The 17,307-nt window shown below is 67.9% G+C and carries 18 protein-coding genes; 8 read left to right on the top strand and 10 right to left on the bottom strand.

Annotation, left to right across the window (positions count from 1 at the left end; all coding sequences use genetic code 11):
• Window positions 1-64 precede the first annotated feature (64 nt).
• Together pyrE and GH2_RS03780 are read left to right on the top strand one after the other, a co-directional pair.
• Window positions 65-646: an orotate phosphoribosyltransferase gene (gene pyrE, locus GH2_RS03785; RefSeq protein WP_066163392.1), complete on the top strand. Its 582-nt coding sequence runs from the start codon at window positions 65-67 to the stop codon at window positions 644-646.
• A gap of 76 nt (window positions 647-722) precedes the next feature.
• A complete protein-coding gene (locus GH2_RS03780; RefSeq protein WP_244885297.1) occupies window positions 723-1,361 on the top strand; it encodes a TrmH family RNA methyltransferase in 639 nt (212 codons plus the stop codon).
• A gap of 63 nt (window positions 1,362-1,424) precedes the next feature.
• Here GH2_RS03780 and GH2_RS03775 read toward each other — a convergent pair whose 3' ends face one another.
• From GH2_RS03775 to GH2_RS03760, 4 genes are all read right to left on the bottom strand, one after another.
• Window positions 1,425-2,315, bottom strand: a complete 891-nt coding sequence (locus GH2_RS03775) for a PDDEXK family nuclease (protein ID WP_066163387.1) — start codon at window positions 2,313-2,315, stop codon at window positions 1,425-1,427.
• Between the two features lie 127 nt (window positions 2,316-2,442).
• A complete protein-coding gene (locus GH2_RS03770; RefSeq protein WP_066163383.1) occupies window positions 2,443-3,084 on the bottom strand; it encodes a DUF305 domain-containing protein in 642 nt (213 codons plus the stop codon).
• Window positions 3,081-4,508, bottom strand: a complete 1,428-nt coding sequence (locus GH2_RS03765) for an LVIVD repeat-containing protein (protein WP_066164233.1) — start codon at window positions 4,506-4,508, stop codon at window positions 3,081-3,083. The genes GH2_RS03770 and GH2_RS03765 overlap by 4 nt, the downstream gene beginning before the upstream one ends.
• A gap of 424 nt (window positions 4,509-4,932) precedes the next feature.
• Complete coding sequence (locus tag GH2_RS03760; protein ID WP_066163381.1) at window positions 4,933-5,574, bottom strand: TetR/AcrR family transcriptional regulator; 642 nt, start codon at window positions 5,572-5,574, stop codon at window positions 4,933-4,935.
• A gap of 133 nt (window positions 5,575-5,707) precedes the next feature.
• On the opposite strand from GH2_RS03760, the gene GH2_RS03755 reads away from it, so the two are divergent.
• Window positions 5,708-7,333: a GMC oxidoreductase gene (locus GH2_RS03755; protein ID WP_066163380.1), complete on the top strand. Its 1,626-nt coding sequence runs from the start codon at window positions 5,708-5,710 to the stop codon at window positions 7,331-7,333.
• On the opposite strand, the gene GH2_RS03750 is transcribed toward GH2_RS03755, so the two are convergent.
• Together GH2_RS03750 and GH2_RS03745 are read right to left on the bottom strand one after the other, a co-directional pair.
• Entirely contained in the window at window positions 7,326-7,595 is a 270-nt protein-coding gene (locus GH2_RS03750) for a Rossmann-fold NAD(P)-binding domain-containing protein (protein WP_066163379.1), read from the bottom strand. The genes GH2_RS03755 and GH2_RS03750 overlap by 8 nt on opposite strands.
• 82 nt (window positions 7,596-7,677) lie before the next feature.
• Window positions 7,678-8,379, bottom strand: a complete 702-nt coding sequence (locus tag GH2_RS03745) for a DedA family protein (RefSeq protein ID WP_066163376.1) — start codon at window positions 8,377-8,379, stop codon at window positions 7,678-7,680.
• 146 nt (window positions 8,380-8,525) lie between these two features.
• On the opposite strand from GH2_RS03745, the gene fbaA reads away from it, so the two are divergent.
• Entirely contained in the window at window positions 8,526-9,560 is a 1,035-nt protein-coding gene (fbaA, locus tag GH2_RS03740) for a class II fructose-bisphosphate aldolase (RefSeq protein WP_066163374.1), read from the top strand.
• Between the two features lie 168 nt (window positions 9,561-9,728).
• A complete protein-coding gene (locus GH2_RS03735) occupies window positions 9,729-10,406 on the top strand; it encodes a class F sortase (RefSeq protein ID WP_066163371.1) in 678 nt (225 codons plus the stop codon).
• Between the two features lie 67 nt (window positions 10,407-10,473).
• Here GH2_RS03735 and GH2_RS03730 read toward each other — a convergent pair whose 3' ends face one another.
• Window positions 10,474-11,727 (bottom strand): Rv0361 family membrane protein, encoded by a 1,254-nt coding sequence (locus tag GH2_RS03730; protein WP_066163369.1) that lies wholly within the window; start codon window positions 11,725-11,727, stop codon window positions 10,474-10,476.
• 119 nt (window positions 11,728-11,846) lie between these two features.
• On the opposite strand from GH2_RS03730, the gene GH2_RS03725 reads away from it, so the two are divergent.
• Window positions 11,847-12,290: a DUF3151 domain-containing protein gene (locus GH2_RS03725; RefSeq protein ID WP_066163367.1), complete on the top strand. Its 444-nt coding sequence runs from the start codon at window positions 11,847-11,849 to the stop codon at window positions 12,288-12,290.
• 101 nt (window positions 12,291-12,391) lie between these two features.
• Window positions 12,392-13,474, top strand: a complete 1,083-nt coding sequence (locus tag GH2_RS03720) for an FUSC family protein (protein ID WP_066164230.1) — start codon at window positions 12,392-12,394, stop codon at window positions 13,472-13,474.
• Window positions 13,475-13,484: 10 nt separating this feature from the next.
• On the opposite strand, the gene GH2_RS03715 is transcribed toward GH2_RS03720, so the two are convergent.
• The 3 genes from GH2_RS03715 to GH2_RS03705 all read right to left on the bottom strand — a co-directional run bounded on the left by GH2_RS03715 (window position 13,485) and on the right by GH2_RS03705 (window position 15,930).
• On the bottom strand, window positions 13,485-14,417 hold the full coding sequence (locus GH2_RS03715; RefSeq protein WP_066163365.1) for a cation diffusion facilitator family transporter: 933 nt from the start codon (window positions 14,415-14,417) through the stop codon (window positions 13,485-13,487).
• 101 nt (window positions 14,418-14,518) lie between these two features.
• The gene (locus GH2_RS03710; RefSeq protein WP_066163363.1) at window positions 14,519-15,298 is read right to left on the bottom strand and encodes a site-2 protease family protein; all 780 of its coding nucleotides are present in this window, start codon (window positions 15,296-15,298) and stop codon (window positions 14,519-14,521) included.
• Window positions 15,295-15,930: a hypothetical protein gene (locus GH2_RS03705; protein ID WP_066164228.1), complete on the bottom strand. Its 636-nt coding sequence runs from the start codon at window positions 15,928-15,930 to the stop codon at window positions 15,295-15,297. Before GH2_RS03705 ends, GH2_RS03710 begins: the two co-directional genes overlap by 4 nt.
• Window positions 15,931-16,010: 80 nt before the next feature.
• Here GH2_RS03705 and GH2_RS03700 point away from each other — a divergent pair, with 80 nt between their 5' ends.
• On the top strand, window positions 16,011-17,297 hold the full coding sequence (locus tag GH2_RS03700) for an adenylosuccinate synthase (protein ID WP_066163361.1): 1,287 nt from the start codon (window positions 16,011-16,013) through the stop codon (window positions 17,295-17,297).
• The last annotated feature ends 10 nt before the right edge of the window (window positions 17,298-17,307 follow it).

The raw sequence follows: 17,307 nt of genomic DNA, 5'->3' as shown, positions 1-17,307 counted from the left end.
TCCTGAATTTCCCCTTCCTGAATTTCCCCTTCCTGAATTTCCGCTGACTAGGAGCTGGTGACCCATGTCGTCATCCGACGCCACCCCTGCGACCGGTGCACCCGAGCTCGACGCGGCCGCGCGAGCACGCCTCGCCGAGCTCGTCACCGAACTGGCGGTGGTTCACGGAACGGTGACCCTGTCGTCGGGCAAGATCGCCGATTACTACGTCGACCTGCGACGCGCCACCCTCCATGCCGAGGCCAGCAGGCTGATCGGCTCGCTGATGCGACAGCTGACCGCGGACTGGGACTACGTCTCCGTCGGCGGCCTGACACTGGGCGCCGACCCCGTCGCGACGTCGATCATGCACGCCGACGGGCGTGCGATCGACTCCTTCGTCGTCCGCAAGGCCGCGAAGACGCACGGCATGCAGCGTCGTATCGAGGGCCCCGACATCACCGGCCGCCGCGTGCTGGTTGTGGAGGACACCTCGACCACCGGAGCCTCGCCGTCGCAGGCGGTGGAAGCCGCGCGCGAAGCCGGCGCCGAGGTGGTCGGCGTCGCGACCGTCGTCGACCGGGCCACCGGCGCGGACGAGGTCATCACGAAACTCGGCGTTCCCTACCGTTCCCTGCTGGGACTCGCCGACCTCGGCCTTGCCTGAATCTACTGGGCCTGACTCTTCGGGGCCTGACTCTTCGGGGCCCGCACCCGAGGCTGGACCCGGCCCCACCGAGTGGGTGACCGGTGTCGGGCCCGCGATCGGAGTGGGCCCGTGGCTCGAGGAGTCCGAGGGCCCGCTGCCCGGTGAACCCCGCTACGACCGCACGTTGCTCGCCGAGGGCGATCGGCGCAACGTGGTGGACCAGTACCGCTACTGGACTCGCGAGGCGATCGTCGCGGACCTCGACACCCGCCGCCACGACTTCCACGTCGCCATCGAGAACTGGGGCCACGACGCGAACATCGGTACCGTGGTCCGCACTGCGAACGCCTTCCTGGCCGCCGAGGTGCACATCGTGGGCCGACGCCGCTGGAATCGGCGCGGTGCCATGGTCACCGACCGCTATCAGCACATCCGGCACCACGCCACCGTCGACGACCTCATGGCATGGGCGCGCAGCGAGGATCTCGCAGTGGTCGCCGTCGACAACACGCCCGGGTCGGTGCCGCTGGAACGCACCCGACTCCCGCAGCGGTGCGTGCTCGTGTTCGGACAAGAGGGGCCCGGCGTCAGCGAGGAAGCGCAGGACAGCGCCGACGTCACCGTCTCCATCGCCCAGTTCGGGTCCACGCGCAGCATCAACGCCGGCGTCGCCGCCGGGATCGTGATGCACACCTGGGTGGCGCAGCACGCCGACCTCGACCAGGCATGGTGACCAGAAAAGTGTCGTCGCATCGGTCGCCACGACCGATGCGACGACACTTTTCTTGCCACGGGGTCACGCGATGTCGCCGCCACGACTGTTCAGCAGATCGATGACCTCCTGGACGCAGTCGGCGCCGCTGTCGTTGAGCATATGCCAGTCGTATTCGAGTTCTTTCCAGTCGACGCCTTCCAAGTAGTTGGCCTTCGACAGGTCGTTCCGGCGCCGCCGGGGGTCGCGGTGAAAAGCCCAACCGGAGATCTCGACGGCGACCTGCTGGTCGGGCCAGGCGAAGTCCAGCCGCCAGCGGCCGAGCGGCAACTGCTGGACCCACCCCGTGACGTTGCGATCGGACAGCAGGCGCACGAAGAGTCGTTCGGCCTCGGACTCGCTGTCGGAGCTCGCGATCTGCACCAGCCGCCGGGCCTCGACGATGCCCCGGATCCCGGCGTGCGCTTCGAGGGCTCGCTGCAGGTCGGCGAGCGTGACCTGGCGGGTCTGCAGCCACCGGTCCAGGTACGTGCTCCCGTCGGGGAGGTCGGCGGCGGCCATCAGCGCCGTGAGCGGCTTGGTCGTGACGGGCAGTCCGCGCACTTGGACGATGGCGTCGGACCGGTGCCGTCGGCGCACCACGGTGAGCGAGACCGCCCAGTCGAGCGTGACCGGTCGGGATGCGCAACTGACGGTCAGCGGCGACGGCAGCGTCTCGAGCATGCCGTGCCACCAGGCCGCCGTCGTCCTGTCGGCGCATCCGTGCAAGGCCAGCACCACGGCTCGGACCATCGCAGCCTCGGTGAAGTCGTGTGACGCCGATCGGTACAACCGGGTCGCCAAGCGGAACCACTCGCGCCTCCGGACGCGACCACGCAGCTGGTCGTGTGTCAGCCCGGCCGTCAGCGCCTGCGCCGTGGTGATGATGCCGTCATTGGCGGCCAGAATGTTCGCGATCTCCCCAGAATCTCCCACTCAAATTAGACGCAGCGGAGGCCGGATCGGTTCCATGTGAGAATTTCGTCGTCGCATCGGTCGCCACGACCGATGCGACGACAAAATTCTGGGAAGTCCGGTCCACAGCGTTCCGGAGCACTCGGAATCAACCGCCGTCGCTGATGCCGCGGGCGAGCAGCATCGCGCCGATCAGCCCGGTCTCCTTGGTCTGCATCGTCAGTGACGACCGCGCCAGCCGCACGACGGGTCCGCCGGCCGAGCCGTAGCTCAGCAGATCCTGCGTCATCGCGATCCCGCCGTAGTGGTGGCGTTGCATCAATCGCAGGAACTCGTTCTCCGCCGCGACGCCGACCAACGTCCCCAACGACGCCACCTCGTCGGCCGAAGCCATGCCGGGCATGGGGTGCTCGGCTGTGGTGTCGGCATGGTGCGATCCGTCGACGTCGCGGTGCATCCAGGCCATCGGGGTCGACGACTGGATCGGCTCGTCGGCGAGTTGGAGGTAGCCGACCATGGTGCCGATCTCGATCGACTGCTCCTGAACGATCTGCCGCGCCAGGCTGCGGATGGGCGTCGACAGACCGTCCCGATCGACGAGCTGCGACATGGTGACGGCCTGTTGGTGGTGGCTGAGCATGTCTTGCAGGTAGCCGACTTCCACCACCGTGAGCGACGGAGCTGCGGAGGGGTCTTGGACCAGCGCCGGGCGAACGGCCACGCCGATAACGAAGGCCAGCACGGCGACTGCGACCGCACCCAGCGACGTGACGACCGTCCGGCCGTTCACGAGCCGACCGTCGACTGCTGGTCGGCGGGCGCCCGGTACACATCGTTGGTCAGTTCGATGACTTGGAAACCGTTGTCCGCGCACGAGACGTACAGCCGGTTCCCCCGCCATTCGGGAGGCGAGAAGCAGCCGTCGGTCGAGAGATCGCTCAGCAGTATGCCGTTGCGACGGCTGCGGGCCTGCGCGGGATCGAACCGGCCCTTCCGCAGACTGTCGAGGATCGACGGCGCGCTCATCACCGGGACACCGATCACGGCGCTCATCACATGCGGCGAGTTCCACGCCGTGAGCGGGCTCGCGGGTCGAGCGGGTGGTACGTAATAGGCGATCTCTTTGACGTGCAACGGGTCTCGCACATCGAACACGCGGACACCGGACGACGTCCAGCCGCAGGCGAGCGCGGTCGGGTTCCGCGGGCGGTCGGCGGCGCAGTAGTGCGACTCGTAGCCGAAGATGCCACCGCCCGAAGTGGAAGCCACGCCGCGGTCCTGGTTCTCGGGCAGATTGATCGCGAGTTTGATCGTGTTGATCAATCGCGGCCGACGCGGGTCGGTTGCGTCGATCACCTTCACACCGCCGGATCCGCCCTCGGTCGGCGTGAAGAGCACCCGCTGGTCGCCGTAATCGACGGGCACCGAATGCTGGGTGGCCCAGCCGGCGTCGTTCCACGTCAACCGGCCCCGGAGCGGGACGTTCGGGTGGGCCTTCCGCTCGGTCACCTGGCGGATGTCGTAGATGCTGATGCCGCCGAAGTTGTGCGAGAGGTACAGCGTCGACCCGTCTTGGCTGATGCCGAAACCATGCGCCTCCAGCCCGGTCAGCCCCTGCCAGATCACGCGCGGCCGCGCGGGTACGGACAGATCCACCGCGGTCAGCAGGCCCGGTCCCAGACCGGACGTCCAATACGTGCGTCCGTCGGGGGAGAACCCACCCTCGTGCGAGGTGATCGGCAGCGGCGCCTTCGGAGTGCCCGCGACATGATTCAGCAGTCGCGGACGAGCGCAGTCGGAGACGTCGTACACCGAGATCAAACCCGCTCCGAACAGGAACGGAACGCCGGTGCCCACGAGCAGTTTGCGCGGCGTGTTCACCTTCAGCGTCTCCCAGGTGCCTGCCTGGAGCGCCGGGGCGGTCAATGTCGTCGACTTGCGGAGTCGGTGGGGATCGCTCGCGTCGACCACTTCGACGCCGGGGTCGCGTGCGATCGCGGCACCGGGGAACACGGTGCCGAGGTACCCGCAGTGGTCGTACGACGTCGAGACGATGCCTCCGCCGTGGCCGGGGAAGGCCGAGACGGGGTGAACGTTGCACGAGTAGCCGCGCTTGCTGCGGCCCGATGCCCGGTCCGCGGCGGGCACCTCGCCCTGAACGCCGACGACCGGCGACGACCCCGGCCCGCAGCGCGCCTCGGGCACGGCGGTCATCGGGGCGGCCGCAGCCGGTGCGACGACGAGCGTCGCCGCGAATGCGATCGTCGCCACCAGCGCCCCGGCGCCTGCAGAGCTGGGTCTCGCAGGTCCGGAGCGATGGCGCCGAGTACGACAGCGGCGACGAGGCGCCGTGAACGGGGATGAGGAAAGGGAATTGCAGGTCTGCACGCTGACCGTCCTGAGTGATTCGGATGGGAAGCGTGATGCCACATCGTCGTCGCGGAAGGGTCGGGGGAACCTGTGTCGGCTCGGTCAGTGTGCCGTACAGGTATGGCGCGTGCAGGTCTACTCGTGAGTAGTGTTGTGAATCACATTTGCCGACGACTCTTCCATTTCTAAGTCGCGTGACTGATTATGGGTGAGCGTGATGCTGTGTCGAGTGCGGAAGCGGAGAGGGGGTGCGCCACGATTTCAGGCGTCAGCCCGCGGTGACCGGTGCGAGCCACAGTCCCACCAGGCCGTCGACCATCGATTCGGAGAATCCTGACCACGACGTGATGTCGAGGGCGTCGAGTTCGTTCCTTCTGAGTTCGAAGTCGGCGAATGTCGAGATCAGGGTGTTCTGCGACATCAGGTTGCGGATGCGGACGGTTTCCTCGGGCAGTGCGGGCAGCGTGCGGTAGAGGCCGCTGAGGATCTCTGCCAACGGGGCGGACTCGGCGGCCTCCCGATACACCACCTCGACCATGGTGGGATCGTGCGCCAACTGCCGCCAGAACTGACCGAAATACGTTGGGCCCACATGGGTTCCGATGTGTTCCAGCTGCGGCTGAACCAGGCAGCGCAGCCAGTCGCGAACCTGGGAGACGTAGCCGACCTCGGACACCATGCGGGCTCGGATCGTGTCGATCGGTTGCTGATGTGAGCGGAGCAGTTCGCGGATCAGCTCCGCTCGGGACCCGAAGTGGTAGCCGACCGCGAAGTTGTTGCTCTGCCCGGCGGCTTCGCTGATCTGCCGATTCGACACCGCCGCCAGGCCGCGCTCGGCGAACAGTCGTTCAGCGGCCGCCAGAAGGCGGGCCCGGGTCTCGTCGGCCCTGCGGCTGCGGTCGGCACTCACCCCTCCATGATCCCTCATCGTCCGACGCGGACGGTCGAGGGCGTCCTTTGCCCAAACACTAAGTCGACCGACTTAGGCATTCTTCTCCATCCGTCTCCCGAATGTTGTCCCGAACTCCACTGAAAGGTCCGCCATGCCGACACTTCCTCCCCCTGCTGAACCGACCTCGGCCCGCCCGTCTGTGACCCGACGGACCTTCCTGGCGGGTGCGGCGGCCGCGGCGGCAGGATTCGCCGTCGCCGGCACCAGCGGGTCGGCGGTCGCCGCGCCCCGTCGTATCCGGTCGACGTCGTCGGAACACCGGGTCATCGTCGTGGGCTCGGGATTCGGCGGTGGAGTGGCCGCACTTCGGCTGACGCAGGCGGGAGTTCCCGTGCTGCTGCTGGAACGCGGTCGTGAATGGAAGACGGGCCCCAACGCGAACACCTTCCCGAATCCGACGCGACCCGACAAGCGGGCCCTGTGGCACGGTAGTGCGCCGCAATTGTTCGGTCGGCCGTTCTCGCCCGAGCCGTACGCGGGTCTCGTCGATGCCGTCGTCGGCGACAACATGACCGCCGTGACGGCCGCGGGGCTCGGCGGCGGCAGCTTGGTCTACCAGGGCATGACGCTGGAGCCGATCGAGTCCGTCTTCAACGAGTTCCTCCCGGAACAGCTCGATTGGCAGAAGATGCATCGGGTGCACTATCCGCGGGTCGCGCAGATGCTGGGCCTGGCGACGGCGCCGGACCGGCTGATCCGGACGCCACAGTATCGCGCGGCGCGACAGTTCGCCGCGCACGCGCGACGCGCCGGACTCCCGGTGTCGAAGATTCCGATGCCGATCGACTGGCAGTTCGCGTTGGACGAGCTCGCGGGGAAGATGCGGCCGTCGTACACCGACGGGTCGGGGGCGCTCGGGGTCAACAACGGCGGCAAACACAGCGTGGACGTGACCTATTTGCGTCAGGCGCGAGCGACCGGACTCCTGACCGTCGCGACGCTGCACGAGGTCACCGACCTCGCGAGGACCAAGAGCGGTGCGTGGCGCCTGCATGTCACCGAGACGGACGTGAACGGCTCGCCGATCACGCACAAGACGATGACCACGCCGACGCTGGTGATGGCCGCCGGCAGCGTCCACACCACCCGACTGCTGCTGCGCGCCCGCGAGTCCGGTGCGGTGAACGATCTCCCCGACGGCGTCGGCACCGGGTGGGGCACCAACGGCGACCGGATCTACGTGTGGTCGAACCCGGCGATCGACTTCGGCGCCGAACAGGGCGGTCCGGTGGTCTACGGGAGTCTGAACTGGGACAAGCCGACCGACGCGCACACGGTGATCCAGGCGTCGATCCCGCCGATGGGGCCGGACCTGCACAGCACGATGATGGTCGGCTACGGCGTGAGCCGGGCCCGCGGGCAGTTCCGTTACGACTCGGCGACCGGCGACGCCCGCCTGCACTGGCCCGCCGACGGCGACCGCCGCATCCAGTGGGGACACATCCATCCGACGGCGGTGAAGATCGCCGGAGCGGGGTCGGTGCTCACCGATTCCAACCGGTTCCTCAACACCACATGGCATCCACTCGGCGGCGCCGCGATGGGGTCGGTATGCGATCGGGAAGGCCGCGTCCGCGGTCAGCGCGGTCTGTACGTGGTCGACGGCGCGCTGATTCCGGGCACCGCGGCCGCCTGCAATCCGTCGATGACGATCGCCGCCGTCGCGGAGCGCGCCCTCGATTCGATCGTCGCGAACGACGTCGGCAGCATCATCTGACGGTTCGGGTCACCGGGCCGAGTCGGGACTCGACGCGGCTGAGGACGTCGGCGAGCTGAATCGGATCGTCGACGTCCGCGACCAGTGCCACCGTGTACCCGATGCGTCGCCCGGTCATGAACGGGACCACGCTGGCGTAATCGCTTCCGACCACGGCCATCGGCAGTCCTTGTGCGGACAGATCGCGGGCGACGGCGGCGACGTCGTCGTCACCGAGGACCAGGAGTGGGATGTCGGTCGGGGTGAGCGTTGCGTTCTTCATGGCTCTACGATCGCGCGTGAACCTGGCGCGAACGTGCCGGACAGCTGTGCGTCTGCTGGGCGTCGAACCGCCCGGTAGACGGTCAGTCGACGACCGACTCGGCCGAACTGTTCCGGCGTCGGCGCAGCCACTCGACGACCATCGGCAGGACCGAGACCAGGACGATGAGAATGAAGATCGGCTCGATGAGCTTCTGCACGATCTCGAACTGGCCGAGCCAGTAGCCGAGCAGCGTGATGCCCGCGCCCCAGACGATGGCGCCGATCACGTTGTAGACGGTGAAGACCGCGAACTTCATCTTGGCGGCACCCGCGACGATCGGTGCGAGCGTGCGGACGATCGGCACGAACCGAGCCAGGAGGATGGTGATCGGACCGTGCTTCTCGAAGAAGGTGTGCGCCTCGTCCAGATACTTCTGCTTCAGGAAGCGGGCATCGGGCTTGAACATCGACGTGCCCGCGTAGCGGCCGATCCAGTAACCGATCTGACCGCCGATGATCGCGGCGATCGGGACGGCGATGCACAGCAGCACGATGTTGAAGTTGGCGTCGGCCACCTTCGCGGCGTGATCGCCGCTCTGGCTGCCCGCGGCGATCAGGCCTGCGACGAAGAGGAGGGAGTCGCCGGGAAGGACTGGGAACAGCACACCGGACTCGATCAGGATGACGAGCAAAAGGCCGGCGAGGGCCCATGTTCCGAAGTAGCCGATCAGGTTGAACGGGTCCATGAAGCCGGGCATCAGCGCCACATTGGTCGTGGTCTCAGCGAGCAGAGTGTCGATCACAGGCCGTAACACTACCGCGACAACCTTCGAGAACCCTTAAACCGCCTGTTGGCAGGGGACTGGCCCGACGACCACCCGGAACCGTCATACTGGGGGAGACCAGTTACAGATGCGTGGACAACATCCACCGGTTCTAGGACGTGAGAATGCCGATCGCAACCCCCGAGAAGTACGCCGAGATGCTGAAGAAGGCAAAGGAAGAGGGCTACGCCTACCCGGCGATCAACTGCACCTCGTCGGAGACCGTGAACGCGGCCATCAAGGGCTTCGCCGACGCCGGCAGCGACGGCATCATCCAGTTCTCGACCGGCGGCGCGGAGTTCGGTTCCGGCCTGGGCGTCAAGGACATGGTCGTCGGCGCGGTCGCGCTCGCCGAGTTCGCGCACGTGATCGCCGAGCAGTACGACATCACCATCGCCCTGCACACCGACCACTGCCCCAAGGACAAGCTGGACACCTTCGTCCGCCCGCTCATCGAGATCTCGCGTGAGCGCGTCGCGAACGGACAGAACCCGCTGTTCCAGTCGCACATGTGGGACGGCTCGGCCGTGCCGATCGACGAGAACCTCGAGATCGCGCAGGAACTCCTGGCCAAGGCCAAGGAGGCGAACATCATCCTCGAGGTCGAGATCGGTGTCGTCGGCGGCGAAGAGGACGGCGTCGAGAACGAGATCAACGAGAAGCTGTACACCACCGTCGAGGACTTCGAGAAGACCGTCGACGCGCTCGGCACCGGCGAGAAGGGCCAGTACCTGCTCGCCGCGACCTTCGGCAACGTGCACGGCGTCTACAAGCCGGGCGGCGTGAAGCTGCGCCCGAGCGTCCTCAAGGAAGGTCAGGACGCCGCCATCGCCAAGCTGGGTCTCGACGCCGACGCCAAGCCCTTCGACTTCGTCTTCCACGGCGGCTCGGGCTCGGCCAAGAGCGAGATCGAGGAGGCCGTCGGCTACGGCGTCATCAAGATGAACGTCGACACCGACACCCAGTACGCCTTCACTCGCCCCGTCGCCGGCCACATGCTGGGCAACTACGACGGTGTGCTGAAGATCGACGGCGAGGTCGGCAACAAGAAGGTCTACGACCCGCGCAGCTACCTGAAGAAGGCCGAGACCAGCATGGCCGAGCGCGTCGTCGAGGCCTGCAACGACCTCGGCTCGTCCGGCAAGACGATCGGTCGCTGACCATCTGATCCACCGCAGTCGCAGTAGAGGGGACGCCCGGAGCAATCCGGGCGTCCTCTTTGTCGTAGAGGCGTATTTGCCATCGGTTGATGGCATCGAGGAGGATGCCGTTTTCCCCGGGTGTTAGCGTCTAGTAGCCGATGGGGTGATTCGAACGGAGGAATTCTGGTGGGGGAGCACGATGCGCGAGTCCGGTCGGGCAGGACGGCCACCGTCTTCGCCGTGGTCGTGCTGACGGCGGTGGCAGTCTGCACCGTCGCTGTCTCGTGTTGGTTGGTGGGACCCGACGGACCGGCTCATGAGGCGGTCGGCACGCTGGACGAGTCCGCGACGGCCACGCCGTCGCCCGCGGTGGGTGCGGACGGACTGTTCCCCACGCGGATCTCCCTGCCGACGGTCGGCGTCGAGACGGGGGTGGAGCCCACGCCGACGACGGCCGTGTATTCGGAGGACCGGCAGCAGACGGTCTCGATCTTCGGCCTCCCGTCGCGCAGGGCGAGCGCAGCCTGGTGGTCCAACGGGCCGCGCCCCGGGTCGGACGGCATCTCCGTCTTCGTCGGAGAATCCGGCAACCGCACGGATCCGGGCGCCTTCGACGCCATCGGCGACATGCGCCGCGGCGACGAGATCGTGCTGCGCTCCGCCCGAGACGAGGTCGTCACCTATCTGGTGAGCGATGTGGTGGCCGGGGTTCGTGCCGGTGACCCGGCGAACCTGCAGAAGACCTTTGAATCCCGCCGGGTCGCGAAGGCGGTCGCGCTGGTGACCTACGACGCGGTGACCGACCTCGCCGCCGTTCCGGCACTGGCTGACGTCGTGGTCTTCGGGCATCTGCGTACGGACTGACCCGACGGGGAGACGACAGCGGGCCGCCGAGGATCTCGGCGGCCCGCATCGCATCCTCGCGTGAGGATCAGGGTTCGGTGCAGACCTTCCACTCGCCGTCGATGTTGTGCAGGGTGATCTGCGCGGGTGCGGTCTGCGACGGATCGCTGCTCGGGTACATGTCGACCCCGACGCGGGCGATGTCGCCGTCGATCTGGACGGCCTTGACGTCGTCGAAGGTCATCAGCTCGTTGCGCGCCTTCTGCGCGGCGAACGCCTTCTGGAAGTCCTCCGCGGAGACCTCGGAGTAGTACGCGTACTTCTCGCCGCAGGTGAGCGAACGCAGTTCGTCGAGGTCGCCGTCGTTCATCGCGTTCTGGTACGACTGTGCGGCGTCGGCGACCTTGCTCTGGTCGGAGCTGCCGACCAGGAGGTACCAGAGGCCGACCGCGATGACGGCGATCACCACCAGGACGGCGAGCAGGATCGCGACCAGCTTGCCGGTCTTGCGCTTGGTGCGTTCGGGCTGCGCCGGTGCGACGACCTGGGGCTCCGACTTCGGGGCAGGCGCAGGCGCAGGCGCGGTGTCGGTCTTCGGCTTCGCGGTCGCGGCAGTCGCCGTCGCTGCGGTGGCTGCTGCCGCAGCGGCTGCCGCAGGGACCTTCATCTTGGTGGTCGGGGCCTCGTCGGCGGCAGGCGCGTCCTGCTCCGCGGCGTCGTCCTTGCCGGCCTGCGCTGCCGCGGCGGCGACCTCATCAGCAGAGATGGCCTCGGTCGGCGTCTCATCCTCGGACGGCTGGTCGTCGTCGGATCCGTCGGCGTCGGCGGACAGTTCGATGGACTGTTCGACGAGGTCGGCCTTTGCGTCGGTCGGATCGGCGGGCGCCGGGTCCGGTGCGATTCCGGCGGCGAGCGGGTCGCCGACCACGATCTCCTCGCGGAGTCCGGTCGCAGTGTCGTCGGTCGTAGTGCCGTCGGTCGCAGCATCATCGGCAGCATCGTCGCCGCCAGCATCGGCGTCGTCCGCGTCAGCGCTGTCTTCCGCGCCGGAGTCGGCAGCCTTCGCTGCGGCGTCGCCCTTGGCTGCTGCAGCGACCTCGGCCGGGATCTTGAACGCCTTGGTCGGGGCATCGGACCCGCCGCCGCCCTGCGGTGTGGGTGCGGGATCGTCGAGCTTGGTGATCGGGGTGGGTCCGGGCTGCGCCTGCGCGTCGGCCGCGGGAGTGTCTGCCTGGGGTTCGTCTGCCGCTGAGGCAGCGGCCTTGCCCTGCTCGCGCTGAGCACGGAAGGCGCCGACCACCTTGTCGATGGCAGCCGACGTGTCTTTATCCGAATCAGACATTCTCTCTAAAATCCAATGTTCGTCGGGGACAATCGCGCAACAGCGCAAGCGCCAGGATATCGGACCTGCGGCTACCGATCCTCCTCGGCGCATCGGCCGACGAATGATTGAATGACTGTGTGACGTCATTTGGAGATCTGCTCGGACCCCCGCCCACCCTGCTCCCGGGAGACGACGACGCTGAGTCGGACCTGCTGAACGGGAAGAGCCCCGCCGCGGTGGCTGCGGAGCATCCGTCCGCGTCGATCGCGTGGGCGTACCTCGCCGAGGCCTCGCTCGACGGTGCGTTGGACGGCACCGAGCCGGACATCGAGCGGGTCATCGCCGCCTACGCGTACGCGCGGACCGGGTACCACCGTGGCCTCGACCAGCTACGACGCCACGGCTGGAAGGGTTTCGGCCCGGTGCCGTGGAGTCACGAGGAGAACCGCGGATTCCTCCGCTGCGTCGGCGCCCTCGCTCGCGCGGCGCAGGCGGTCGGCGAGGAGGACGAGTACGTGCGATGCCTGGATCTGCTCAACGACAGCGATCCGCGCGCCATCACCGAGCTGGGGCTGGACTGAGTCGACGGCGTCGGTGACGGCCGAGAGCCGCAGTGACAGAATCCACAGAGCCTGACGAGAGGCCGACGGTCCGAGAGTTCGGGTCGCAGGCCGTCGCGGGTCTGCATCCGACGGTCCGCGACCGAGTCCGGCGCCTCTGGCTGTCGTCGGTCCCGATCGCCCAGTGCGCGATCGCCGCGGGCCTGGCGTGGTTCGTGGCGTTCGACCTCCTGAATCACCAGCGACCGTTCTTCGCGCCGATCGCGGCGGTGGTGTCGCTCGGACTGTCGTTGGCGCGCCGCTGGCGACGGTCAGTGGAGCTGATCTTCGGGGTGTCGATCGGCATCCTGGTCGGCGACGTCGTCATCACGTGGATCGGTTCGGGCGCCTGGCAGATCACCGTGGTGGTCGCGATCGCCATGGCAGTCGCGGTGTTCGCGGACAACGGTCCGATGCTGCCGACCCAGGCGGCCTCGTCGGCCGTCCTGGTGGCGACACTGCTGCCGCCGGGCGACGCCGCGGGCTACGAACGGGCCGTGGACGCGGTGATCGGTGGTCTGATCGGGATCCTGGTCGGCGCGCTGGTACCGGTCAATCCGGCACGCCGCGCCCGCCGCGACGCCGCGGGCATCCTCGACACCTTCCGCGATCTGAGCCACGACCTCGCGACCGCCTTGCGTGAGGACGACGAGGACGGCGTGTACCGGGTGCTGGCACGGGCCCGCGGAACGCAGGGGTCGATCGACACGCTGCGCGCCGATGTCCTCGCGGGCCGCGAGGTGGGTCTGCTGTCGCCGCTGTACTGGCGGTCGCGCAAGCGGCTCAGCAAGATCGCGGCCACCGCCGACCCGATCGACAACGCCGTCCGCAACTTCCGCGTGGTGAATCGCCGGGCACTCGGCTTGACGCAACGTGGCGTGGCGGTGGAGGCGCCGATGATCGAGATCATCGACGACATCGGCGACGTCTTCGAGGTGCTGCGGCAGATGATGCTCGCCGAACCGGGCGAGGAACCCGATCAGGCCGACGCCGCGCGGGTGGTGCGGTCGGTGGTCCGCAAGGCGCGCACCTCACTGGCCGACAACGTCGAGGACCTGTCCGAGGCGGCCCTGCTGGCCGAACTGCGCTCGCTCCTCGTCGATCTGCTGATGGTGGCCGGGCTGTCGCGGATGTCGGCGATCGCTCAGCTGCACCTGGACAAGTGAGCCCGCCCGATCACCACGTGAGGCTCTCGCACTGACCGTCGGCGCCCGGCCGCTCCACCTGCACCGTCGCGTGGGCCAGCCCGTGTCCTGCGAACACCCGCTGGGCGGCGGTGAGTGCGGCGCAGTGGTCGCCGGTGCTGCTGAGGTGGACAGTCGCGACGTCCATACCGCTGGTCACTGACCACACGTGGAGGTCGTGCACGTCCTGTACCTCCGGGAGCTCTTCCAGTTCGATCCGCAGCGCGGCCAGGTCCAGCGACTTCGGTGCCTGCTGATTGAGGATCTTCAGGGCGTCGACGGCGAGCTTCACCGCACGCGGCACCACCCAGAGCGCGATGAGGACGGCGACGATCAGGTCCGCATATCCCCACCCGGTCGTCATCGCGACGACGCCCGCGACGAGGACGCCCACGCTGCCGACCGCGTCGGCCAGGACTTCGAGGTAGGCGCCGCGCACGGCGAGGGACTTTCCGACGTCCGCGCGCAGCAGATACATGACGACGACGTTGGCGGCCAGGCCCAGGAGTGCGACGACGATCATCGGTCCGCCGGGGACCTCCGGATCGGTGCCGAGCCGTTCGACGGCCTCGTACAGTACGTAGGCGCCGACGCCTAGCAGCAGGACCGCGTTGACGACGGCGGTGAACACCTCGGCGCGGTACCAGCCGAAGCTCCGGTCGTCGGTCAGGCTCCCGTGACGGGCCAGCAGCAGCGCGAGCAGTCCCATCGAGAGGGCGACGAGGTCGGTCGCCATGTGACCCGCGTCGGCGATCAACGCCAGCGACCCGAAGAGGATGCCGGTGATCAACTCGACGACGAAGAAGAAGGCGATGATCCCCAGCGAGACGACCATCGGCCAGATACGACGGTGGGCGCCGCCGCCCGCCGCGAGGTCGGCGGCGGTGGGGCCGTGACTGTGTCCGTGCTCCGTGGCTTCACTCATAACCTCAATATATGCGCAAGTACGCATGTATTCAAGCGGTTGGACGAGGCCGGTCCGGAGAAGGGATCGGCCATGGCCCAGCGGCGCCGGGAATTACGTGTCTACAGCCAGAAGGCGAACAGATCGAGGCCGTAGGCGACCAAGACGCTGTTCACCCCGAAGGCGTCGAACACCGCATAGATCAGCGAGAAGAACGCGCGGTTGAGTGCCGGGACGAACAGCAGCACGAACACGACGAGGAAGCCGAAGGGCGCGATTTTGGCCGCCGCGGCGCGGGTCGCGTGCGAGAGATACGGCTCGATCGCGCCGTAGCCGTCGAACCCGGGCACCGGAAGGATGTTCAGCAGCGTGGCGGTCAGTTGCAGGAACGCGAGGGCGGCCGTCGCGGCCATGAGGTTCGCATTGTCGCTGGTCGGTTCGACGGCGCGCAGCACCAGTAGCAGCACCACGCCGAGCGCGAGGTTGGTGGCGGGGCCGGCGAGCGAGACCTTGCTCCGCTGCGCGCGGGTGAAGGCTGCAGTGTTCAGATACACCGCGCCGCCGGGGAAGCCGATGCCGCCCATCGCGACGATCAGCAGCGGCAGCACGATCGAGAGCGCGGCATGCGTGTACTTGCGCGGGTCGAGCGTCAAGTAGCCGCGCACCTCCACCGACCGGTCGCCGTACCGGAAAGCGGTGAAGGCGTGGGCGAATTCGTGCAGCGACAGCGAGATCATCCACCCGCCGACGACGAAGAGGAACGCGCCGAACATTGCGGTCCCGGTGCGGTCGGCCCCGGTGTCGTAGAGCAGATAGCCGCCCACCGCGACGGCGATGCAGAACGCGGCGAAGACGGGTCCGGGGCGGACCGACTTGAGCGCGACGGCGGTCGGAGTGGTCACGGCCGCACCAGGTGCCAGTCGACGTGATGGCGATAAAAGGTGGAGCGTTTCACCACCCGTTCGGTGAGCTCGCCCTCCCGTTCGACGGTCACGTTGGTGCCGCCGGTCTGGACGGCGCGCCCGGTCTTCCAGCCGCCGGGCAGGCGGCGGATCAGGCGCCCGCGGACACCCGGCTCGCTCGGCAACGGCTCGATCTCGACGCCGCGAGCATCGCCGTTGAAGATCGTGTCGGAGTCGGCGATGCACTCGCCGTGGAGTGCGGCACCGTCGGCGCCGAGGTGGCGCGCGCGTCCGACGAGCACGGTCGCGGCGTCGTCGCGGATCAGTGGAAGTTGGTGCGCGGTCCCGGTTGTCGCGAGCCGCTCGGCGGCGGCGCCGTGCGGGAGGCCGAAGTTCCGGGTGGCGCGGGTGGAGCGCGGAGCCACGTATGCCACCTCGACGTCGAGGCGCTCCAGCTTCATCAGTGCGGCGACGACCCGGGCCAAGAAGGCATCGGGCGCCATCGCGCTGTCAGACCCGGGTGAGACGATCAGACGCGTCACCGAGGAATCGCTCAGCAGTCCGGCCACCCGGCGGGTCAGGGAGGTCGGCGCATGGTCGCCATCGACCACGGTGATCAGCAGTGAGGACACGTCCACGAGGATATACGCGGCTGAGACCGACATTCCGGAGGCGACCCAGTAGGGTAGGCACGTTAGGAGGAGCACCTGATATGGCTGCGATTGTGCTCATCGGCGCCCAGTGGGGCGACGAAGGCAAAGGTAAGGCGACCGATCTACTGGGCGGACAGCTTCAGTGGGTGGTGCGCTACCAGGGCGGGAACAATGCGGGACACACGGTTGTCCTGCCGAACGGCGAGCAGTTCGCGCTGCACTTGATTCCGTCGGGGATCTTGACGCCGGGCGTGAACAATGTGATCGGCAACGGCGTCGTCGTCGACCCGAGCGTGCTGCTCACCGAACTCAAGGGGCTGGAAGATCGCGACGTCGACACCTCGTCGTTGATGATCTCCGCCGACGCGCATCTGCTGATGCCGTACCACGTCGCGATCGACAAGGTCACCGAGCGCTTCCTGGGCAACAGCAAGATCGGCACCACCGGTCGCGGGATCGGCCCCTGTTACCAGGACAAGGTCGCTCGCGTGGGCGTCCGCGCCGCCGACGTGCTGGATGAGAAGATCCTCACCCAGAAGGTCGAAGCGGCGCTGGAGATCAAGAACCAGATCCTCACCAAGATCTACAACCGCAAGGGCCTCGACCCCCAGCAGGTGGTCGACGGCACGCTCGAGCTCGCGGAGGGCTTCAAGCACCGCATCGCCGACACCCAGCTGCTGCTGAACCAGGCGCTCGAACGCGGCGAGACCGTTCTGTTCGAGGGCTCGCAGGGCACTCTGCTCGACGTGGATCACGGCACCTACCCGTACGTGACGTCGTCGAACCCCACGGCGGGTGGCGCCGCCGTGGGTTCGGGCGTCGGCCCCACCAAGATCACCACGGTGCTCGGCATCCTGAAGGCCTACACCACGCGCGTCGGCGAGGGTCCCTTCCCGACCGAGCTGTTCGACGAGTGGGGCGAGTACCTGGCCAAGACCGGCGGCGAGGTGGGCGTGACCACCGGTCGTGCTCGCCGGTGCGGCTGGTTCGACGCCGTCATCGCGCGGTACGCCACGCGCGTCAACGGGATCACCGACTACTTCCTCACCAAGCTCGACGTGCTGTCGAGTCTGGAACAGGTCCCGATCTGCGTCGCCTACGACGTCGACGGAGAACGCGTCGAGGACTGGCCGATGACGCAGACCGGCATCCACCACGCGAAGCCGATCTACGAGACGATGCCCGGCTGGTGGGAGGACATCTCCGGCTGCCGCACCTTCGAGGATCTGCCGCAGAACGCGCAGAACTACATCCACCGTCTCGAGGAGCTGGGGGGCGCCCGGATCTCGTGCATCGGCGTCGGCCCCGGTCGCGACCAGACCATCGTGCGGCACGAGATCGTCTGAGCCGAGCAGC

The organism is Gordonia hydrophobica NBRC 16057, assembly GCF_001592365.1.
Lineage (GTDB): Bacteria > Actinomycetota > Actinomycetes > Mycobacteriales > Mycobacteriaceae > Gordonia > Gordonia hydrophobica.
This window is presented reverse-complemented; position numbering and strand designations above follow the sequence as displayed.